The following is a 20,161-nucleotide window of genomic DNA, read 5'->3' as shown; positions in this document are numbered from 1 at the left end:
GCCCGGCGTGGCATCCGCCTCGCCGGGGCAACCCGGCCGGCCGCCGGCCGTCCCCCGTGCGTGCCCGTGCGAGACACCCGGCTCCGGACACGCCGCTGAGCTGCGGCGACGCGGAACTGTCGGGGGTGCGGTGCACGCTGCGGGGGTGGACGTCCTCAGCCTGCTCCTCGGATCGCTGCTCGGCGCGGCGGTCGCCGCCGCCGTGGTCTGGTCGGTGGCCGCCGCCCGGTTCCGGGCCGAGGCGGCCGAGGCGGCCCGGGCCGCCGCGAACACCGCCGCCACCACCCGGGCCGACGCGGCGGGCCTGCGCGCCGAGCGCGCCGCGCTGCTCGAACGGGTCGAGGAGCTGCACGAGTCCCTCGACGACGCGACGATCCGCGCCCGGCGGGCCGAGTCCGACGCCGCGGGAGCCACCGCCGCACTGCGCGCCGAGCGGGAGGCCCGGGCCGGGGCCGAGGCCGCGACGGTGCGCCGCGAGGCCGAGCTGAAGGACTCCTTCGCCGCGCTGTCGCAGGACGCGCTGGCCCGCAACAACGAGGCGTTCGTGGCGCTGGCGGAGAGCAGGCTCAAGGAGGCGACCGCCGCGCTCGCGGCGAAGGCCGACGGCGACCAGGCCGCCCGCGCGAAGGCCGTCGAGCAGCTGCTCGACCCGGTCTCGGCGGCGCTGGGCCGGGTCGAGGGGCAGCTGCGGACGGTGGAGAAGGAGCGCGAGTCCGCCTACGCCGGGCTCCGCGAGCAGGTCAGGGCGATGGCGGCGAGCTCGGACAAGCTCGGCACCGAGACGAAGGCGCTGGTCAACGCGCTGCGGGCGCCGCAGGTACGGGGCCGGTGGGGCGAGATGCAGCTGCAGCGGGTCGCGGAGATGGCCGGCATGCTCGAGCACTGCGACTTCTCCACCCAGGTGTCCGCCGCCGGGGAGGACGGCGGGGTCCGCCCGGACATGCTGGTCCGGCTCGCGGGCGGCAAGCAGGTCGTCGTCGACGCGAAGGTGCCGTTCGCGGCCTACCTGCAGGCGGTCGAGGCCTCGGACCCGGACGTGCACACCGAACGGCTCGCGGCGCACGCCCGGCAGCTGCGCACGCACGTGGACCAGCTCTCGGCCAAGGCCTACTGGGAGTCGTTCGAGCCGACACCGGAGTTCGTGGTGCTGTTCGTGCCGGGTGACCCGTTCCTGGAGGCGGCGCTGCGCTCGGACCCGGGGCTGCTGGAGTACGCCTTCGGCCGCAACGTCGTGCTCTCGACGCCGACCACCCTGGTCGCGCTGCTGCGCACCGTCGCCTACGGCTGGAAGCAGGAGGCCCTGGCCCGCAACGCCGCCCAGGTGCACCGGCTCGGGCGCGAGCTGCACGGGCGCCTCGCGACGATGGGAACGCACGTCGCGAAGCTCGGCCGCAGCCTGGACGCGGTGGTGGACAGCTACAACCGGACCGTCTCCTCGCTGGAGGCGCGGGTCCTGGTGAGCGCCCGGAAGTTCACCGAACTGCAGGTGTCCGACACCGAGCTGGGGACGCCCGCGACGGTCGACCGGACCCCGCGCGGCGTCTCCGCGCCCGAGCTGGTCGCCTCCGCCGGGGACTCGCTGGTGTCCCTCGAGGATCTCGGGCGGCCCGACCACAACCGGTCGGACGGCACCCGATCCGGCGGTGGCCGACCCGACGGCGCACATCCGGGCACGTTCGGCGACGGCGACACGGCACGCGACGAGGCGACCGGGACACCGTGGCGGGAGGGGTTAGGCTGACCGGGTGACCACGGCCCGATCGAGCTCGGCCCGCCGGCCCGGCCGGGGCCCAGCCCCCGCGCGCGGTGGCTGGCCGGTGCGTGAGCGGTCCCTGCTCCCCCCGGTCCTCGGTGTCCCGCCGCTCGCGGCCACCGGTCTGGCCGTCGGTACCACCGCCCTCGGGGTCCTGGTGGACCTGCTACGGATCGGCACCGTCGGCCGGGTGTTCGAGGTCTGCTACCTGATCGGCTGCGTGCTCGCGGTGTCCTGGGTCCGCCGGCGCGGGCTGTTCCTGCCGGCCGTGCAGCCGCCGCTGCTGCTCGCCGTCGTCGTGCCGCTGGTCGCGGTGCTGATCGGCGCCCCGTCCGGCGGCGGCACGGCGCAGAGCCTGCTCATGGCGGGCGCCCCGCTGATCAACGCGTTCCCGGCGATGGCGGTGACCACGCTGGCCGTGCTGCTCGTCGCCGGTCTGCGTGTGCTGCGCCAGCGCCTCGGCCCGGACGACGCCGTCGGCCGGCTGCGGCAGCGCCTGGGCCGCGACCCGGGCGGGTACGACCCCGACGGCCCCGGTGGGCGGTCCCGGGCTCCGCGCGGCGCGGGCGGCGCGACCACGGGGACCGCGTCCCGGTCCCGCACGACGGGCACCGCCCGCACCGGGTCGGCCACCGGGTCTGCACCGACCGGTTCCGCGCGCCGCGACACGGCCCGCACCGGGTCCACCGGCCGTACCGGGTCCACCGGCACCGGGGTCTCGCGCACCGGATCCGTCGCACGGTCGGCCGGGACCGCGCGGTCCGGCTCCTCGCGCGCCGGGTCCTCACGCACCGAACCGTCCCGCTCCGAGCCCTCCCGCGGATCGACACGCGGCGCGACCGGCCGGACACGCCGCGACACCCGCTGACGGCCGTCCGGCGCAGCCACGGTCGTCCGGACGCATCCGCCCAGGTGGACGGCCGGAACGTACCCCGCAGACCGCCCGGGTGGCGACGGATCGGACAATGGGAGCAACCCACTGCACTCCCGAGCGTCTTCCCATCGGGGGGCACGGCGTGACCCCGCCGCTCCCCGACGCACGACGGAACCACTGGAGAGCCATTGTCGACCACCCGCAGCCCCCGCAGGACGCGACCCGCGATCGTCGTCGCGCTGGTCGCCGCGACCGTCGCGCTGATCGGCGTCGGCACCGCGGTCGCCGGGACCCCGGCCGCGCAGGCCTTCCGGGACCAGCCGCTCGTCGCGGGCACCCCGTGCACCGTCACGGCCCGGGCCTGCGTCGATCTCGACACCCAGCGCTCCTGGCTGTTCACCGACGGGAAGATCACCCACGGGCCCGTCCCGGTCGCCATCGGCGGCCCGGGCAAGGAGACCCCGGTCGGCCACTCCCTGCGGGTCTACCGCAAGGAGCAGCTGCACAAGAGCGGCGAGTACACGATGACCAACGGCGAGCCCGCCCCGATGCCGTGGGCGGTGTTCTTCCAGGACGGCGGCATCGCCTTCCACGAGGGCCGCACGGACACCCCGTCGGCGGGCTGCGTCCGGCTCACCCCGGAGAACGCGAAGCTCTGGTTCGACACCCTGCAGATCGGCGACCAGGTGCAGGTCGTGTCGGCGAAGCAGGTCCAGGCGGACCGCACCGCAGGCTGACCCCCCGCCCCGTACACACGTGAGGCCCCGGACCGAGTCGGTCCGGGGCCTCCGTCGTGTGTGCCGCGGTCAGTTCACCGGGGTCAGGCCCAGCGACCGGCCGCGCGGCGGGCGCAGCTCGCGGGGCAGCGAGAAGGTCAGCGTCTCCTCGGCGGTGTCGACCTCCTCGACCGAGCCGAAGCCGCGCTCGGCGAGGTACTCGACGACACCCTGCACCAGGATCTCCGGGACCGACGCACCGCTGGTGATCCCGACCGTCGTGACGCCGTCGAGCCAGGACTCGTCGATCTCGCGGGCGTAGTCGATCAGGTACGAGGCACCGGCCCCGGCGCCCAGTGCGACCTCGACCAGACGCACCGAGTTCGACGAGTTCCGCGACCCGACGACCAGCACCAGGTCGCAGCGCGGCGCCATCGTCTTCACCGCGACCTGGCGGTTCTGCGTGGCGTAGCAGATGTCGTCCGACGGCGGGTTCTGCAGCTTCGGGAACCGCTCGCGCAGCGCACGGACGGTGTCCATCGTCTCGTCGACGCTCAGCGTGGTCTGCGACAGCCACACGACCCGCTCCGGGTCGCGGACGGTCACGGAGTCGACGTCGGCGGCGGACTCGACGAGCTGGATGTGCTCGGGCGCCTCACCGGAGGTCCCCTCGACCTCCTCGTGCCCGGCGTGCCCGACGAGCAGGATGTCGTAGTCCTCGCGGGCGAACCGCTTCGCCTCCTGGTGGACCTTGGTCACCAGCGGGCAGGTCGCGTCGATGGTCTGCAGGCTCCGGCCCGCGGCCTCGTCGCGGACCGCGGGCGAGACGCCGTGCGCGGAGAACACCACGTGCGCGCCCTCCGGAACCTCCGATGCCTCGTCGACGAAGATCGCACCGCGCTCGCGCAGCGTCTCCACCACGTGCTTGTTGTGCACGATCTCCTTGCGGACGTACACGGGGGCGCCGTACTGGTCGAGCGCCTGCTCCACCGCCTCGACGGCACGGTCGACGCCCGCGCAGTAGCCGCGGGGCTTGGCGAGCAGGACCTGCTTGGCAGAACCGGACATGGCCCCCAGGGTACGGACCGGCCCGGGAGCGGGCAGCCGTACGTGACCGGCCCGACCGGCGCCCGGTGCGCCCGGCGCGACAGGCGGCCACGGATCAGGGGACAATGGCGTGCATGTCTCCGCTGCCGTTCCCCGTGCGGATCGCCGCCGGCCTCGTCGTGACCGCCGTCGAGCAGGCCCGAGAGCTGCCGCGGCACGCCGTCGAGCTGCCGGTGACCGCGGTCAGCCAGGCGCTGCAGGTGTCCATGCGGCTCCAGCAGCGGATCACCGAGCTGGCCATCAAGGGCGACCGCGCGCTGGGCACCCTGCGTCCCGCCGACGACATCCCCAGCTGGGCGACCTTCGACGACGATCTGGCCGACGGCGCCGACCTGTCGCTGCCCGACCCGGAGCCGATCGCCCCGCCGCTGCCGCCCGCCGCTCCCCCGGCCGGGCGCAACGGCACCGTGTCGTCGCTGCGGCCCGCCCGCACCGGCATCCCGATCGACCGGTCGCCCGCGTCGCCGCGTCCGGCGTCGGCGTCGAACCGGGCCGAGGCGGGTGCGACCGCGCCCGCCGTGCTGCCCGAGTACCCGACGATGACCGTGCCCCAGCTGCGCGGCAAGCTCCGCACGCTGAGCCTCGACGACCTCGCGGACCTCCTCGCCTGGGAGACCGCGCACGAGAACCGGCCGCCGTACGTCACGATGCTGACGAACCGGATCGCGACGGTGTCCGAGAACCGTTGAGCGCCACGACCTCCGAAGAGGACCCGTGGCCGGTCCGCACGGTCGCCCGCAAGATCGCCGAGTGGGTCGACCGGCTCGGCGCGGTGTGGGTCGAGGGCCAGCTCGCCCAGGTCAACGCCCGCTCCGGGACCGCGTTCCTGACCCTGCGTGACCCGGCCGCGGACATCTCCCTGCAGCTGACGGCGCCGTCGTCGCTGGTGCGCGACGCCGGCGGCGCCGTGACCGAGGGCAGCCGGGTGATCGTGCACGGCAAGCCGTCGTTCTACCTGGGGCGCGGCACGCTGTCGCTGCGCGTCGACCGGATCCGCGCGGTCGGGCTCGGCGAGCTGCTGGCCCGCATCGAGCGGCTGCGCAGGCTGCTCGCCGCGGAGGGGCTGTTCGACCCGGCCCTCAAGCGGCGCCCGCCGCTGCTCCCGCACACCATCGGCCTGGTCACCGGGCGCGACTCGGCGGCCGAGCACGACGTCGTCCGCAACGCGACCTCGCGCTGGCCCGCGGTGCGGTTCCGGATCGAGAACGTCGCGGTGCAGGGCGGGCTCGCCGTCGAGCAGGTCGTCGGCGCGCTGCGGGCCCTCGACCGGGACCCGGACGTCGAGGTCATCGTGCTCGCCCGCGGTGGAGGCAGCGTCGAGGACCTGCTGCCCTTCTCCGACGAGACGTTGTGCCGCGCCGTCGCCGCCTGCCGGACCCCGGTCGTGTCGGCCATCGGGCACGAGCCGGACACCCCGCTGGTCGACCACGTCGCCGACCTGCGCTGTTCCACCCCCACCGAGGCCGGACGCAGCCTGGTGCCCGACCTCGCCGAGGAGACCGCGCGGATCTCCGGGCTGCGCGACCGGGCCCGCCGCGCGCTGCACGGCTGGGTCGACCGCGAGCAGCACCGCCTCGACGACCTGCGACGACGGCCCGTGCTGGCCGATCCGCTGCGCATCGTCACCTCCCGGGAGGGCGAGATCGCCGACGCCCGCACCGCCGCCCACCGCGCGGTGCTGCGCCGGCTGGACCGGTCGTCGTCGGAGCTGGAGCACCTGGGTGCCCGGCTCGCCGCGCTCGGCCCGACCGCGACCCTGGCCCGCGGCTACGCGATCGTGCAGCTCGCCGACCGCACCGACGACGACGTGCCCCCGCTGCTGCGGTCGGTCGCCGACGCGCCCGCCGGCACCGGCCTGCGGATCCGGGTCGCCGACGGCGCCGTCGCCGCCACCGTGACCACCACCCCCGACCCGGAGACCTGATGAGCGACCGTCCGGCAGTGGAGACCCTGGGCTACGAGAAGGCCCGCGACGAGCTCGTGGAGGTCGTGCGCGCACTGGAGGTCGGCGGCCTCGGCCTGGACGAGTCCGTCGCGCTGTGGGAGCGCGGCGAGGCCCTGGCCAAGCGCTGCGACGCCCAGCTCGCCGGCGCCCGCACCCGCATCGAGGAGAAGCTGGCCGACGCCGAGTCCGACGACGAGGCCTGAGCCTCCCGCACGGTATCCGGCGTCCCACACGGGTCCCGATCCGATGCGGGACGCCGGATCCGGTGTGGGAGGTCATCGGGTCGGCAGCCTGGTCCGGAGGCGGGTCAGGAGGGCGGCGGGGGCGTCCAGGTCGCACCAGGTCCACCGGACGACGTGCAGGCCCAGATCGCGGAACCGGTCCTCGCGGACCTTCTCCTCGGTGCTCACCTGGCCCGCCGTCCTCCCCGGTGGGAGCAGACGCCCGTACGTGATCTCGCCGTCGAACCCCCGGACGACGGTGGACAGCCGTCCCACCAGAAGTCGACGGTGGCGAGCCACCGGCCGGACCCGTCGCGCACCCCACGCTGCAGGTCGGGAGCGGGGAGCCCGGCCGTGTGGAACAGGACACGGCTCCGTGACTCCCCGGGGCTCGGCGCCGTGCACGACCGCGGCGGAGATGTGGCTGACGACGGCGGGCGGGCGGGCGAGCCGACGCACCACACCGCGCACGGCGCGCTCGTGCGCGGCGACGAGTTCCTCCCAGCGCCCGCCGGGTCCCGTCGCCGCCCCGGGCGCTACGGCACCGCGGTACATCCCGCGGCAGAGCCGCACGATCGCCCCGCGCCCAGAGCCTGCCGGATCTCGGCCTCGCTCATCCCCGCGGCGATCAGCTCCGAGCGCCGCACGGGCGTCGTACCGGGCAGAGGTCCATCCCGTCCGCCGGCCCCGCCCGGGCACGTGTGGACGACTCCCCGCGATGTGGACAACCACGTCCCACAGGGGTTCCGGTGTCGCACAGGGGATCGGAGACCGTGTGGCACGCCGGAGCCTCTGTGGGGCCCGCCCTCAGGAACCGGGCGGGTAGACGCGGGCGGCCGTCAGGGCGGTGGCCAGGGTGGTGAACTGCTCGTCCGACGCGGAGCCCGTCACCAGGACGCGGACCTCCGGCCGACCGGGCAGCGTCGCGACCCGGAAGGGCTCGCCGCCCTCGGCGCCGTAGACCTCCCAGGCCAGGCCGCCCGCCTGCACGGTGCCGCGCATCGTCGGCGGGCCGTCGCCGCGTCCCGCGGAACCGGACTCGGTGGCGAGGACACCCTCGACCGAGCCGTCGGTCTGGACCAGGCTCAGGAAGTCCGCGTCGGGGGTGACGAAGCCGATGCGCACGGCGGTGCCGCCACCCTCCACCGGGCCGCGGTCGGTGGAGTTGACCCGGAACGGGACGTCCGGAAGCCGCAGCGGGAAGGTCGAGCCACGGGCGTACTCGGCGATCCGGGCCGGGGCGTCGACGGTGGGGGCCGACGCGGCGTCCTCGGCCGGGGTGCCGGGCGAGAACGAGCAGGACCCGCCGACCGAGAAGATCAGCAGGGCGACCGGGACGAGGATCAGGCACGCCCAGATCAGGTCGCGCACCGACGCGTCGCCGCGGGCGGGCTTGTGCATCGCCTGCGGACCCGCCTCGGGGATCCGGCGGGTCACCGGCGGCGGCTGCGGCCTCCCGGACCCGGCCGCACCCGCGGGCGCGGCGGCCGGGTCCGCAGCCGGAACCGGCCCCGGGCCGGTGCCACCGGCCGTGGCCCGGTCGGCGGCCCCGGCGGTACCGGAGGTCTCGGCCGGGTCCGGGACAGCCGGGGGCCCGGCGGGCTCCGAGGAGTCCGGCGACGGCGTTCCCGGGTCGTGTCGTGCGCTCACGTGTCCATCGTCCCAGGCATGGCGTCGGTCGCTCATCGCTGCTCCCCCGACGTCGGGCGTGCGAGGATCGCCGGGCGCCTCCCCGCACGCCCGTGGCAACCCGGACGAGGGGACGTCGCCGACGAGCACGCCGCCCGTGAATGGAGACGTATCCGTGAGCCAGCCCGCCAGCCCCGCCACCCCCCGCCGTCGTGAGGCGCCCGACCGCAACCTGGCGATGGAGCTGGTCCGGGTCACCGAGGCCGCCGCGATGGCCGCGGGCCGCTGGGTCGGCAAGGGCGACAAGAACGGCGGGGACGGTGCCGCCGTCGACGCCATGCGCCAGCTCATCTCCTCGGTGTCGATGCGCGGCGTCGTCGTCATCGGCGAGGGTGAGAAGGACGAGGCCCCGATGCTGTTCAACGGCGAGGAGGTCGGGAACGGCGAGGGCCCGTTCTGCGACGTCGCCGTCGACCCCATCGACGGCACCACGCTGATGGCCAAGGGCATGCCCAACGCCCTCGCGGTGCTCGCCGTCGCCGAGCGGGACGCCATGTTCGACCCGTCCGCCGTCTTCTACATGGAGAAGATCGCGGTCGGGCCGGAGGCCGCGGACGCCATCGACATCACCGCACCGGTCGCGGAGAACATCCGCCGCGTCGCCCGGGCCAAGGAGATCGACGTCGCCGACGTCACGGTCTGCGTGCTCGACCGCCCGCGCCACGAGCAGATCGTCACCGAGATCCGCGCGGCCGGGGCCCGGATCGCGTTCATCTCCGACGGCGACGTCGCCGGTGCCATCGCCGCCGCTCGTCCCACCTCGGGCGTGGACATGCTCTACGGCGTCGGCGGGACCCCGGAGGGGATCATCACCGCGGCCGCGCTGAAGTGCATGGGCGGCGAGATCCAGGGCCGGCTGTGGCCCAAGGACGACACCGAGCGCGAGAAGGCCCTCGCCGCGGGCCACGACCTCGACAAGGTCCTGACCACCGCCGAGCTCGTGCGCGGCGAGAACGTCTTCTTCTGCGCCACCGGCATCACCGACGGCCCGCTGCTGCGCGGCGTCCACTACCGGGGTGGCGGGGCGACCACCCAGTCGATCGTGATGCGGTCCAAGTCCGGCACCGTCCGGCTGATCGACGGCTACCACCGTCTCACCAAGCTGCGCGAGTTCTCCTCCGTCGACTTCGACGGCGTCGAGGGCGAGGCCCCGCCACTGCCGTGAGGTTAGGCTCACTTAACACTGCGGGACGGGTCGCGGAGGAGTAGACCTCAGCCCATGAGCGAGGACTTCCGCATCGAGCACGACACCATGGGCGAGGTCCGGGTCCCCGCCGACGCGTTGTGGCGGGCCCAGACCCAGCGCGCGGTGGAGAACTTCCCGATCTCCGGCCGCGGCCTGGAGCGCGCCCAGATCCGCGCGCTCGGCCTGGTCAAGGCGGCCGCGGCCCGGGTGAACGGCGAGCTGGGCGTACTGGACGACGACCGGGCCCGCGCGATCGCCGCGGCCGCCGACGAGGTGGCCGCGGGCGGGCACGACGACCACTTCCCGGTCGACGTCTTCCAGACGGGCTCGGGCACGTCGTCGAACATGAACGCCAACGAGGTGATCGCCTCGCTGGCCGCCCACGCCGGCACCGGCGTGCACCCGAACGACCACGTCAACGCCTCGCAGTCGTCGAACGACGTCTTCCCGACGACCATCCACCTCGCCGCCACCGAGGCGCTGGCGACCGAGGTCGTCCCGGCGCTGCAGCACCTCGAGGCCGCGCTGCGCCGCCGCGCGGCGGACTGGTCGGAGGTCGTGAAGGCCGGCCGCACCCACCTCATGGACGCCGTCCCGATCACCCTCGGCCAGGAGGCCGGTGGCTGGGCCAGCCAGGCCGGCTACGGCGCCGCCCGCGTCCGCGACGCGCTCCCCCGCCTCGCCGTCCTGCCGATCGGCGGGACCGCGGTCGGCACCGGGCTCAACGCTCCGGACGGGTTCGGCGCCGCCGTGGTCGCGAAGCTGCGCGAGGCGACCGGCCTGGAGCAGCTCGCCGAGGCCACCGACCACATCGAGGCCCAGGGCTCCCGCGACGGCCTGGTCGAGGCCTCCGGCGCGCTGCGCACCGTCGCCGTGTCGCTCTACAAGATCGCCAACGATCTGCGCTGGCTCTCGTCCGGGCCGCGTACCGGGCTGGCCGAGATCCACCTGCCGGACCTGCAGCCGGGCAGCTCCATCATGCCGGGCAAGGTCAACCCGGTGATCTGCGAGGCCACGATGATGGTGTGCGCGCAGGTCATGGGCAACGACGCGACGGTCGGCTTCTCGGGCAGCCAGGGCAACCTGGAGCTGAACGTGATGATGCCGGTGATGGCGCGCAACGTCCTGGAGTCCGCCCGGCTGATCGCGAACGCCGCTCGGCTGCTCGCCGACAAGGTCGTCGACGGCATGGAGGCCGACCTCGAGCGCACCCGCGAGTACGCCGAGTCCTCCCCGTCGATCGTCACCCCGCTGAACTCGAGGATCGGCTACGAGGAGGCGGCGGCCGTCGCGAAGCAGGCACTGAAGGAGCGGAAGACGATCCGCGAGGTCGTGATCGAGCGCGGCCACGTCGCGAACGGCACCCTCACCGAGGACGAGCTGGACCGTGCCCTGGACGTGCTGGCGATGACCCGCGGCGAGAAGCGCTCCTGATCCCGGCTGCGCCCGGTCACCGGCCGGGCGCACCGGGTCAGTCCATCCGCTGTCCACCTCCGCGTCCCCGTTCGGTCCACATCGACGTGACACCGTGTGTGCGTCAGTCGATCACCATCACCCGAACGGACCTCCCCGATGCCCGACCAGCGCTTCGCGTACGTCCCTGTGCACGATCTGCGCTCCGGTCGCTGCACCGGGGTCGAGGTCGTGCCGCGCCTGCACCACGACGCGGTGGCCGTCGCGGCCCGCGACCGCGGCTGGGACGCCCGCCGGATCGCCGAGCTCGACGCGGGCACCGCGGTCTCCGCGGTCGCGTCTGCCCGGTCCTGGGGTGCCGCCGTCCCGGTGCAGGTCGACGTCGCCGCGGACACCGTCCTCCACGCCCGCGGCCGGCTGCGCGCCATGCTCGGCGGCACCTCCGACCCGGTCGCTCCCCTGCTGGAGGTCGGCCCGCCGATCGCCGCGGCCGCACCGGCGGAGCACCTCGTCCTGGCACTGGCCGAGCTGCGGCGCTGGGGGTTCCGGATCGGTCTCGACGGGGCCGGGCGCGCGTTCGGTCCGGAGCTCGTGGCCGCCGTTCGGCCGGACGTGGTGAAGCTCGAGCCGGACCTCTGCGACGGAATGCTCGACACGGGGACCGGTGCCGCCGTCCGTGCCGTGGTCGAGGTGTCCCGCGCGGTCGGGGCGCCGGTCGCCGCGACCGGGGTCCGCGACGCGGCCCGGCTGACGGGGCTGTTCGCGATCGGGATCGCGTTCGCCCAGGGCCCGTTGCTGGGTGGGACGCGCGCCGCCCCCGAGGCCGACCCGGCGACCCGCGCGGAGCTGCTCGGCCTGCTGAGCGCGATGCCACAGCCCGCCGCCGGCCGGGCCGCCGCCGTCCGTCCCGTCCCGGGGCGTCCCGGGCCCGGCCACCCGGCGCCGGAGCGCGGCGGGACGCCGGAGCCGGCCGCCACCCCGGTGCCCGTCCCGGCCGGTCCCCCGGTGCGCGGGCTCGCCGTGCCGGCCGTGACCCTGCCCGACGACGCCGTCGGCGACACCGCCCGCGAGGCGTTGCGCGCCCGTCCCGACTCGGGCGGGATCGTCCTGGTCGACCGTGCGCACCGGCCGGTCGGCTACCTCGACCGCAGCCGCGTCCTGCTCCAGCTGGCCGGCAGGTTCGGGCACGCCCTGTGGGCCGAGAAGCCGGCGGCCGAGCTGGCGGACCCGCCGCGGACCGTCGACGAGCGGACCCCGCTGCACCGCGCGATGGAGATCGGTCTGTCCGGCGACCCGGCCCGCGGCTACGACGACCTGGTCGTCGTCGCACCGGACGGCACCTGCCGCGGGGTCGTCCCGGTCGCCGAGCTGTGGCGCCGCGCGATCCTGCCGCCCGCCGCGTCCGGCCCGCGCCCCGTCCCGGTACCACAGGCGGCGCGCACCGCCTGATCCGACGACGCGCGAACTGTCGGGGGTCGCTGCTTCACTGACCCGGTGCTGTTCACCGACGTCGTCACCACCTCGGCCGCGGTCGGGGCGACCCGCGCGCGCAAGGAGAAGACCGCCGCGCTCGCCGGGCTGCTGCGCACCGCCGCGCCGGCCGAGGTCGTGCCGGTCGTCGCCTGGCTGTCCGGGGTGCCCCGGCAGGGCCGGATCGGGACCGGCTGGCGGACGCTGTCGGGCGTCGACGTGCCGGCCGCGGCGGAGCCGTCGCTGACGGTGGAGCAGGTCGACGCACTGCTCGACGAGCTGGCCGGTACCGCGGGGACCGGCTCGGCGGCCCGGCGCCGCGAACTGCTCACCGAGCTGTACGGCGCCGCGACCACCGAGGAGCAGCGCTTCCTGCACCGTCTGCTCACCGGCGAGCTGCGCCAGGGCGCGCTGGAGGGGCTGATGGTGGACGCCGTCGCCGCCGCCTCCGGGGTGGCCGCGCCCGCGGTGCGCCGCGCGTTCATGCTGTCCGGCCGGCTGCCGGAGACCGCGGCCACCGCGCTGACCGGCGGGCAGGACGCGCTCGCCGCGGTCGGGCTGGAGGTGGGCAGGCCGGTCCGGCCCATGCTCGCCGCCCCCGGCGACTCGCTCGACGCCGCGCTGGCCGCGCTCGGCACCGACGTCACCGTCGAGCACAAGCTCGACGGCGCCCGCATCCAGGTGCACCGCCGCGGCGACGAGGTGCGGGTGTGGACACGCACCCTGCGCGAGATCACCGACGGCGTGCCCGAGCTGGTCGAGCTGGTGCGCGGACTGCCCTGCGACACCGCGGTGCTCGACGGCGAGACCCTTGCCCTCGACGACGACGGCCGCCCCCGCCCGTTCCAGGACACGATGAGCCGGTTCGGCACCGAGGAGCGGGTACCGGAGGTCCTGCTGTCGCCGTTCTTCTTCGACCTGCTCCACCTCGACGGCCGTGACCTGGTCGACGAGCCCACCGAGGTCCGGCTCGACGCGCTCGCCGGGCTGCTCGCCGCGGACACCCACGCCGCGCTGCGGATGCCGGGGGTGCGGCGGCCGTCGCCGGAACAGGCGGCCGCGGTCCTCTCCGAAGCGCTGTCGGCGGGGCACGAGGGCGTCGTGGTGAAGGACCTGGCCGCGCCGTACGCGGCCGGGCGGCGCGGCAGGGCCTGGCAGAAGGTGAAGCCGGTGCACACCCTGGACCTGGTGGTGCTGGGTGCCGAGTGGGGCTACGGCAGGCGTACCGGGTCGCTGTCGAACATCCACCTCGGTGCCCGGGACCCGGACGGCGGGGAGCCGGTGATGGTCGGCAAGACGTTCAAGGGGATGACCGACGAGCTGCTGGCCTGGCAGACCGCGACCTTCCCGGAGTACGAGACGGCGCGCGAGCCGGGCGTGGTGCACCTGCGGCCCGAGCTCGTCGTCGAGATCGCGCTCGACGGCGCGCAACGCAGCACCCGCTACCCGGGCGGGGTCGCGCTGCGCTTCGCCCGGGTGCTGCGCTACCGCCCGGACAAGACCCCGGCCGAGGCCGACTCGCTCGACGCGGTGCGGGCGCTGCTGTCGGGCTGAGCAGCCGCGGCGCCGTCGCGGGCCACCGGGACCGAGCCCGCCGGGTCGGCGCGCAGCACGCTGACGGCGAGGACCCGGCCGTCGTCGCCGGTCAGGGCGCGTTCGGCCCCCAGCAGCGGGGCACCGGCAGCGACGCCGAGCAGGGCCGCCGAGTCGGGGTCGGCGGGCACCGGGCCGGACCGTGTCCCGGCCCGCGCGGGACGCAGCCCGGCGTCGGCGAGCTGCCGGTCGAACGGGCCGGTCCCGGGCACCGCGAGCAGCAGCGCCGCGGCCTCGGTGGCCAGGTAGTGGGTCTCCAGCACCGCGCCGCCACCGGCCGTCTCCGAGACGCACTCGGTGCGCAGGCATGGTGTGCCGACGGGGACGCCGAGCCAGTCGGCGAGCACGTCGGGCGCGGCGATCCCGGTGCGTTCGAGCCAGCGCGGGACCCGGGTGCCCGTGCCCGTGACGGCGGTCCGGCCGGGGTAGTGCGGGCGGGCGACGATCCGGTGCGCGGTCGGCCCGGGCCGCAGCAGCCCCTCCTCGCGGAGCAGCCCCAGCGCGGCACGGACAGCGCTGCGCGGTACACCGTGGCCGACCATCAGCTCGTCCTCGCCGGGGAGCAGGTCCCCGGTCCGTGCGCGCCCGGCGACCGCGATGCGCAGCAGGTCCCGTACCCGGCGCGCGTCGGACGCCCGCACGTGGTGGGACGGCGACGGCACCGGCATGTACCCGACGGTAGGCACGCGGGGTTGCCCGGCGGTTCCCCTCACATGACGGACGCGTGACAACGCCCCGGGGCGTAGCATCCCGACATCGTGCGCTTCCTCGACGACCGCCGGCCCGAGCACGACCTGACCTACGACGACGTCTTCCTCGTCCCGCGCCGTTCCACGGTGACGTCCCGGTTCGACGTGGGCCTCACCGCCCCGGACCGCTCCGGGGCCACGGTGCCGGTTGTCGCGGCGAACATGACCGCCGTCGCCGGCCGCCGGATGGCCGAGACCCTCGCCCGCCGCGGCGCCCTGACGGTGCTGCCGCAGGACGTGGCGACCGACGCCGTCGCCGGGATCGTGTCCTGGATCAAGTCCCGGCACCCGGTGTGGGACACCCCGCTGGTGCTGCGCACCTCCGACGCGGTGGCCGACGCGCTGAACCTGCTGCCCAAGCGGGCCCACGACGCCGTCGTGGTCGTCGACGACGGCGGCCGCCCGGTCGGGACCGTGTCCGAGGCGCACTGCGTGGGGGTGGACCGCTTCACCCGGCTCGCCGACGTCCTCGACCCGGACCCCCTGGCGCTGCCGCTGGGCACCGAGCCGCGGGAGGTGTTCGAGCGGCTCGACGCCGGCCGGAAGGCGGTGGCGCTCGGCCTCGACGGCGACGGCCGCCTCGCGGGCCTGCTCACCCCGCTCGGCGCGATCCGGGCCGGGATCTACTCCCCCGCCCTCGACGGCGCGGGCCGGCTCCGCACCGCGGCCGCGATCGGTATCAACGGCGACGTCGCGGTGAAGGCGAAGGCCCTGCTCGACGCCGGTGTGGACGTGCTCGTCGTCGACACCGCGCACGGCCACCAGGAGAAGATGCTCGACGCGCTCGGCGCGGTCCGCCGTGTCGTCGACCAGGCCGGGGCCGCGGTCCCGGTCGCCGCCGGCAACGTGGTCACCGCCGAGGGCGTCGCCGACCTGGTCGACGCGGGCGCCGACATCGTCAAGGTCGGCGTCGGCCCCGGCGCCATGTGCACGACCCGGATGATGACCGGCGTCGGGCGCCCGCAGTTCTCCGCGGTCGCCGAGTGCGCCGCCGCGGCCCGCGAGCGCGGCGCCGTCGTCTGGGCCGACGGCGGGGTGCGCCACCCGCGCGACGTGGCCCTCGCCCTCGCCGCGGGCGCGGCCTCGGTGATGATCGGCTCCTGGCTGGCGGGCACCTACGAGTCCCCCGGCGACCTGCTGCGCGACGAGCACGGCCGGGCGTACAAGGAGTCGTTCGGGATGGCGTCCAAGCGCGCGGTCGGCGCCCGCACCCGCGGGGACAACGCGTTCGACCGTGCCCGCAAGTCGCTGTTCGAGGAGGGCATCTCGTCCTCGCGCCAGCGGCTGGACCCGGACCGGCCGGGCGTGGAGGACGTGCTCGACGAGATCTGCTCGGGCGTCCGCTCCGCGTGCACCTACGCGGGCGCGCGCTCGGTCGACGAGCTGCACGAGCGCTCCGTCGTCGGCGTGCAGACCACCGCCGGGTTCACCGAGGGCACCCCGCACGGCCTCTGACCCACCGCTTGACCCGGTGCGTGATCCGGCGCACGGTCGGGTCATGGCCGCCCCCACGCAGGACACCACCACCAGCAGCAGCTCCGGTACCGCCGCTCTCGGCGGCGGCGGTACCGGCGGTCTGCCCACGCCACCGACGTTCGCCACCTCGGCCGAGGAGCGGCTGCACCGCAAGCAGCAGCTCGCCGGCGCGTTCCGGATCTTCGGCCGGTTCGGCTTCGGCGAGGGCATCGCCGGCCACATCACCGTGCGCGACCCGGAGGACCCGGAGATGTTCTGGGTCAACCCGTTCGGCATGAGCTTCCGGCACATCCGGGTCTCGGACCTGATCATGGTCGACCACCACGGCACGGTCCGGCACGGGAACCGCCCGGTGAACCAGGCCGGGTTCGTCATCCACTCGGCCGTGCACGCCGAGCACGCGCACGTCGTCGCGGCCGCCCACGCCCACTCGGTGCACGGCAAGGCGTGGTCGTCGCTGGGCCGCCCGCTGGACCCCATCACCCAGGACGCCTGCGCCCTCTACGAGAACCACGGCGTCGTCCACGAGGGGGCGGGCGCGGTCGTGCTCGACCCGGAGGCGGGCCGGGCGCTGGCCCGCGGCCTGACCGGCCGGAAGATGGTGTTCCACCAGAACCACGGGATCTTCTCCGTCGGCGAGACCGTCGCCGAGGCCGCCTGGTGGTTCATCTCGACCGAGCGCAACTGCCAGGCACAGCTCCTCGCCGAGGCCGCGGGGACGCCGACGCTCGTCGACCACGCCAACGCGCGGTTCACCGCCGAGCAGACCGGTACCCCCTACGCCGGCTGGTTCTCCTACCAGCCGCTGTGGGACGAGGTCGTTCGTACCGACCCGGACCTGTTCGACTGAGCACACGGCCCCCGTCCGCGGCTGCGGACGGGGGCCGGGCCCGGCACCTCAGGAGTTCGGTCCCTCCAGCATCTCCGTGACCAGCGCGGCGATCGGCGAGCGCTCGCTGCGGGTCAGCGTGACGTGCGCGAACAGCGGGTGGCCCTTGAGCTTCTCGATGACGGCGTTGACACCGTCGTGCCGCCCGACGCGCAGGTTGTCGCGCTGCGCGACGTCGTGGGTGAGCACGACGCGCGACGCCGTCCCGAGCCGGGACAGCACGGTGAGCAGCACGTTGCGCTCCAGCGACTGCGCCTCGTCGACGATCACGAAGGTGTCGTGCAGCGACCGGCCGCGGATGTGGGTCAGCGGCAGGACCTCCAGCAGCCCGCGGGCGATGACCTCGTCGATGACGTCCTGGCTGACCATCGCGCCCAGGGTGTCGAAGACGGCCTGCGCCCAGGGCTGCATCTTCTCGACCTCGCTGCCGGGCAGGTAGCCGAGGTCCTGCCCGCCGACGGCGTAGAGCGGCCGGAAGACGACGATCTTGCGGTGCTGGCGGCGTTCCAGCACCGCCTCCAGTCCGGCGCACAGCGCGAGCGCCGACTTGCCCGTCCCGGCGCGGCCACCGAGGGAGACGATCCCGACCTCGTTGTCCAGCAGGAGGTCCAGCGCGATCCGCTGCTCGGCGGAACGGCCGTGCAGCCCGAACGCCTCCCGGTCCCCGCGCACCAGCTTGACCCGCTTGTCCGCGGTGACCCGTCCGAGCGCGTTCGACGCTCCCACCAGCCGCAACCCCGTGTTGCAGGGCAGGTCGCGGGCCTCGTCGTGGTCGATGACGCCGTCGCGGAACAACGCGTCGACGTCCTCGGGGGTCACCTCCAGGTCGGTCATGCCGGTCCAGCCCGAGAACAGCACGTCCTGGCCGTGGTACTCGTCGGCGTCCAGACCGACCGCGGCGGCCTTGACCCGCAACGGCATGTCCTTGGTGACCAGCGTGACGTCCGCCGGCGCGGCCGGGTCCGCCTTGAGGTTCAGCGCACAGGCCAGGATCCGCGAGTCGTTCGAATCGGTGCGGAACCCGGCCGGCAGGACCGTGGGATCGGAGTGGTTCAGCTCGACGTGCAACGTGCCACCGGACTCGCCGATCGGCACGGGTGCGTCGAGACGGCCGTGCTTGACGCGCAGCTCGTCGAGCTGGCGCAGCGCGGTCCGGGCGAACCAGCCCAGTTCGGGGTGGTGACGCTTGGCCTCCAGCTCACTGATGACGACGAGCGGCAGGACGACCTGGTGCTCGTCGAAGCGCTGCAGCGACCAGGGGTCGGACAGCAGCACGGACGTGTCGAGCACATAGCAGCGGGTGGTACCTGCCGGTGCGTCCCCGACGGACCCCTGCGGTGCGGAGGTCGGGTCGGTGAGGGCGGGACGACGATCGGTCACGGGTGCTCCCTCGCAGGCGCGGCACCGCGCCTGCTCTGCGTCGGGCCGGCCGGCCCCGGTGCGGGCCGCGACGACGCGGAGGGACCATGGCGGTCCTCCGGCCGGCACGCCCGCAAGGGCCGGGTGCCGGCCCTCTCGGGTGCGTGTGACACCACTCCAGGGCCTCCCGAACGGGCCGCATCGGGTACAGCCCGTCGTCATGGACGCTACTAGTGGTCACCCTCGTGCGGTCAATAGCAACTCTCCGTCGGATCCCTACGTTGACCCCTGATGGAATAGTCGTAACGTGCCGTTCATCGTGTGATCGGTACCGTCCGACGTCGGATCGGGTAACAGCACCTCGTTCGGTGGCGAGCCGTTCGGCTCAGCCGAGGCGCGGCGGACGGAGCACTCCGACCGGAGCGGGAGCCGGTCCACCGCGTTCCGGACCGTGCGCGGCGCCACCGTCGGTGACCAGATCCGACGGCAGGACCGGGGTGTCGAGCAGCGTCGCCAGCGCGGCGGCGGGACCCTCCGGGGCGGTGGCGAGCCGGGCGCGCACGAGCGGGCCGCCCTCGGCGTAGGTGACCGGGTAGGTGCGCCACTGGGGATGGTCGAGGAAGTCGAGCATGCGCCGCGCCCGGTCGTCGTCGACCAGCAGCCAGCGTGCGAGGTGGGCGAGCACCGCGTCGGGGCCTGCGCCGTCGACGTGACGCATGAGGGCGGCGTCGAGCCGGACCCGGCCCAGCAGGTCCAGCTCCCGTTCGATCCGCTCGGCCGCCGGGCCGTCGAGGTGCACGCCCGCGCCCGCGAGGACGCGTTCGGCGACCGCGCCCCAGCCGGGGCCGGGCACGACGGCGACGGCAGCCTCCGCCGCCCCCTCCGCAACCAGCCCCTGCGGGCTGTGGACCAGCCGCAGGGCCAGCTCCGGGTACCGCTCCGACGCGACCTCGGCCCGGCAGTACTGCAGGTGGTGGCCGGGATAGACCTCGTGGGCGAGCAGCGGCAGCAGCGACCCGGCCCGCTCCCTGCCCGTCGTCGCGACCGAGATCCGGCTGCGCAGGCCGCCGCGGTAGCGGGTGAACGCCGTCCAGGGCCGGGCGCCGACGAGGTCGACGTCGGCGCGCTCGCCGTCCGGGAGTCCCAGCATGTCGTGGGTGCGGCGGCGCAGCTCGGCGACGACGGCGGTGACCGCACCGGCCAGCCGTTCCACCGGGACGACGTCGGCGGCCCGGTGGTCCCGCATCCGGGCGGCCAGCGGACCGCGCCCGGGCAGCACCGCCGCCAGCCTGCGGTGCGCCTCGTACAGCTCGTCCGGCTCGCTGCGGCGCGGGAGCACCCCGAACAGGTCGCGGACCTGCTCGACGTAGCCGACGTCCTCACCGGCGAGCAGCCGGGCCCGGCAGCGCAGCGCGACCAGGAGCGCGTCCAGGTGCCGGCGACGACCGTCCGGGAGTCCCGCCGCTGCGACCTCCGCACGCAGCCTCCCTGCTGTGCCGACCAGCGCCACCGGGTCCTGGACCGGCTCCGCGGCCACCCGCCGGGCGATCGACGGGTACGGCGGCGGCCCGTCCAGCACACCCGGCCGCAGCCGGTCCACCCGCGACGCGAGCTCCGCCGTCGCGTGCAGCAGGTCCATCCCCGGAGCGTAGGCGGGCCCGGTGCGGAACGACGGTAAGGGCCGCCGGTGACGCGTCCGTTCGGACGTATCCGACCACGCA

General features: G+C 75.2%; 18 protein-coding genes. 12 read left to right on the top strand and 6 right to left on the bottom strand.

Annotation, left to right across the window (positions count from 1 at the left end):
* Positions 1-145 precede the first annotated feature (145 nt).
* The 3 genes from ATL51_RS20865 to ATL51_RS20855 all read left to right on the top strand — a co-directional run bounded on the left by ATL51_RS20865 (position 146) and on the right by ATL51_RS20855 (position 3,364).
* On the top strand, positions 146-1,741 hold the full coding sequence (locus ATL51_RS20865) for a DNA recombination protein RmuC (RefSeq protein ID WP_073577702.1): 1,596 nt from the start codon (positions 146-148) through the stop codon (positions 1,739-1,741).
* Between the two features lie 76 nt (positions 1,742-1,817).
* Positions 1,818-2,621: a DUF6542 domain-containing protein gene (locus ATL51_RS20860; protein WP_100879665.1), complete on the top strand. Its 804-nt coding sequence runs from the start codon at positions 1,818-1,820 to the stop codon at positions 2,619-2,621.
* Positions 2,622-2,815: 194 nt separating this feature from the next.
* Positions 2,816-3,364, top strand: coding sequence for a L,D-transpeptidase (locus tag ATL51_RS20855; RefSeq protein ID WP_100879664.1), 549 nt, complete (start codon positions 2,816-2,818; stop codon positions 3,362-3,364).
* Positions 3,365-3,433: 69 nt separating this feature from the next.
* On the opposite strand, the gene ATL51_RS20850 is transcribed toward ATL51_RS20855, so the two are convergent.
* On the bottom strand, positions 3,434-4,411 hold the full coding sequence (locus ATL51_RS20850; RefSeq protein WP_073577699.1) for a 4-hydroxy-3-methylbut-2-enyl diphosphate reductase: 978 nt from the start codon (positions 4,409-4,411) through the stop codon (positions 3,434-3,436).
* Between the two features lie 113 nt (positions 4,412-4,524).
* On the opposite strand from ATL51_RS20850, the gene ATL51_RS20845 reads away from it, so the two are divergent.
* From ATL51_RS20845 to ATL51_RS20835, 3 genes are read left to right on the top strand one after another with little or no spacing between them, the layout of a single operon-like run.
* Positions 4,525-5,139, top strand: coding sequence for a lipid droplet-associated protein (locus tag ATL51_RS20845; protein ID WP_100879663.1), 615 nt, complete (start codon positions 4,525-4,527; stop codon positions 5,137-5,139).
* Entirely contained in the window at positions 5,136-6,374 is a 1,239-nt protein-coding gene (xseA, locus tag ATL51_RS20840) for an exodeoxyribonuclease VII large subunit (RefSeq protein ID WP_100879662.1), read from the top strand. Before ATL51_RS20845 ends, xseA begins: the two co-directional genes overlap by 4 nt.
* Positions 6,374-6,598 carry an exodeoxyribonuclease VII small subunit gene (locus ATL51_RS20835; protein WP_100879661.1) on the top strand — a complete coding sequence of 75 codons (225 nt, stop codon included), beginning with the start codon at positions 6,374-6,376 and terminating at the stop codon, positions 6,596-6,598. Before xseA ends, ATL51_RS20835 begins: the two co-directional genes overlap by 1 nt.
* A 72-nt stretch (positions 6,599-6,670) precedes the next feature.
* On the opposite strand, the gene ATL51_RS20830 is transcribed toward ATL51_RS20835, so the two are convergent.
* Both ATL51_RS20830 and ATL51_RS20825 read right to left on the bottom strand, forming a co-directional pair.
* Entirely contained in the window at positions 6,671-6,892 is a 222-nt protein-coding gene (locus ATL51_RS20830; protein WP_100879660.1) for a hypothetical protein, read from the bottom strand.
* A gap of 531 nt (positions 6,893-7,423) precedes the next feature.
* Positions 7,424-8,266, bottom strand: a complete 843-nt coding sequence (locus ATL51_RS20825) for a DUF4245 domain-containing protein (protein WP_157818471.1) — start codon at positions 8,264-8,266, stop codon at positions 7,424-7,426.
* A gap of 217 nt (positions 8,267-8,483) precedes the next feature.
* Here ATL51_RS20825 and glpX point away from each other — a divergent pair, with 217 nt between their 5' ends.
* The 4 genes from glpX (at position 8,484) to ATL51_RS20805 (ending at position 13,928) form a co-directional block, all read left to right on the top strand.
* A complete protein-coding gene (gene glpX, locus ATL51_RS20820; RefSeq protein ID WP_174565913.1) occupies positions 8,484-9,470 on the top strand; it encodes a class II fructose-bisphosphatase in 987 nt (328 codons plus the stop codon).
* A 54-nt stretch (positions 9,471-9,524) separates the two neighbouring features.
* Entirely contained in the window at positions 9,525-10,925 is a 1,401-nt protein-coding gene (locus ATL51_RS20815) for a class II fumarate hydratase (protein WP_100879658.1), read from the top strand.
* Positions 10,926-11,063: 138 nt separating this feature from the next.
* A complete protein-coding gene (locus tag ATL51_RS20810) occupies positions 11,064-12,353 on the top strand; it encodes an EAL domain-containing protein (RefSeq protein ID WP_100879657.1) in 1,290 nt (429 codons plus the stop codon).
* 45 nt (positions 12,354-12,398) lie between these two features.
* Positions 12,399-13,928 carry an ATP-dependent DNA ligase gene (locus ATL51_RS20805; RefSeq protein WP_100879656.1) on the top strand — a complete coding sequence of 510 codons (1,530 nt, stop codon included), beginning with the start codon at positions 12,399-12,401 and terminating at the stop codon, positions 13,926-13,928.
* Here the strand turns inward: ATL51_RS20805 and ATL51_RS20800 are convergent.
* Positions 13,859-14,635 (bottom strand): UTRA domain-containing protein, encoded by a 777-nt coding sequence (locus ATL51_RS20800; protein ID WP_167410029.1) that lies wholly within the window; start codon positions 14,633-14,635, stop codon positions 13,859-13,861. The two genes, ATL51_RS20805 and ATL51_RS20800, sit on opposite strands and share 70 nt — an antisense overlap.
* A gap of 90 nt (positions 14,636-14,725) precedes the next feature.
* On the opposite strand from ATL51_RS20800, the gene ATL51_RS20795 reads away from it, so the two are divergent.
* Both ATL51_RS20795 and ATL51_RS20790 read left to right on the top strand, forming a co-directional pair.
* Positions 14,726-16,171: a GuaB1 family IMP dehydrogenase-related protein gene (locus ATL51_RS20795; RefSeq protein ID WP_100879654.1), complete on the top strand. Its 1,446-nt coding sequence runs from the start codon at positions 14,726-14,728 to the stop codon at positions 16,169-16,171.
* 43 nt (positions 16,172-16,214) lie between these two features.
* On the top strand, positions 16,215-17,042 hold the full coding sequence (locus tag ATL51_RS20790) for a class II aldolase/adducin family protein (RefSeq protein WP_100879653.1): 828 nt from the start codon (positions 16,215-16,217) through the stop codon (positions 17,040-17,042).
* A gap of 48 nt (positions 17,043-17,090) precedes the next feature.
* Here ATL51_RS20790 and ATL51_RS20785 read toward each other — a convergent pair whose 3' ends face one another.
* Both ATL51_RS20785 and ATL51_RS20780 read right to left on the bottom strand, forming a co-directional pair.
* Positions 17,091-18,371, bottom strand: a complete 1,281-nt coding sequence (locus tag ATL51_RS20785) for a PhoH family protein (RefSeq protein ID WP_062400360.1) — start codon at positions 18,369-18,371, stop codon at positions 17,091-17,093.
* A 454-nt stretch (positions 18,372-18,825) separates the two neighbouring features.
* Entirely contained in the window at positions 18,826-20,079 is a 1,254-nt protein-coding gene (locus ATL51_RS20780; RefSeq protein WP_100879652.1) for a DUF885 domain-containing protein, read from the bottom strand.
* Between the last annotated feature and the right edge of the window lie 82 nt (positions 20,080-20,161).

Source organism: Pseudonocardia alni, from assembly GCF_002813375.1.
GTDB lineage: Bacteria > Actinomycetota > Actinomycetes > Mycobacteriales > Pseudonocardiaceae > Pseudonocardia > Pseudonocardia alni.
Note: the sequence above shows the minus strand (reverse complement) of the source record. Positions and strands in the feature narration are given on the sequence as shown.

Bases quoted from the DNA above. Each gene is read 5' to 3' on its own strand.
- ATL51_RS20850 (WP_073577699.1), bottom strand. From the start codon at position 4,411: ATGTCCGGTTCTGCCAAGCAGGTCCTGCTCGCCAAGCCCCGCGGCTAC.
- ATL51_RS20845 (WP_100879663.1), top strand. From the start codon at position 4,525: ATGTCTCCGCTGCCGTTCCCCGTGCGGATCGCCGCCGGCCTCGTCGTG.
- ATL51_RS20835 (WP_100879661.1), top strand. From the start codon at position 6,374: ATGAGCGACCGTCCGGCAGTGGAGACCCTGGGCTACGAGAAGGCCCGC.
- glpX (WP_174565913.1), top strand. From the start codon at position 8,484: ATGGAGCTGGTCCGGGTCACCGAGGCCGCCGCGATGGCCGCGGGCCGC.
- ATL51_RS20815 (WP_100879658.1), top strand. From the start codon at position 9,525: ATGAGCGAGGACTTCCGCATCGAGCACGACACCATGGGCGAGGTCCGG.
- ATL51_RS20810 (WP_100879657.1), top strand. From the start codon at position 11,064: ATGCCCGACCAGCGCTTCGCGTACGTCCCTGTGCACGATCTGCGCTCC.
- ATL51_RS20800 (WP_167410029.1), bottom strand. From the start codon at position 14,635: ATGCCGGTGCCGTCGCCGTCCCACCACGTGCGGGCGTCCGACGCGCGC.
- ATL51_RS20790 (WP_100879653.1), top strand. From the start codon at position 16,215: ATGGCCGCCCCCACGCAGGACACCACCACCAGCAGCAGCTCCGGTACC.
- ATL51_RS20780 (WP_100879652.1), bottom strand. From the start codon at position 20,079: ATGGACCTGCTGCACGCGACGGCGGAGCTCGCGTCGCGGGTGGACCGG.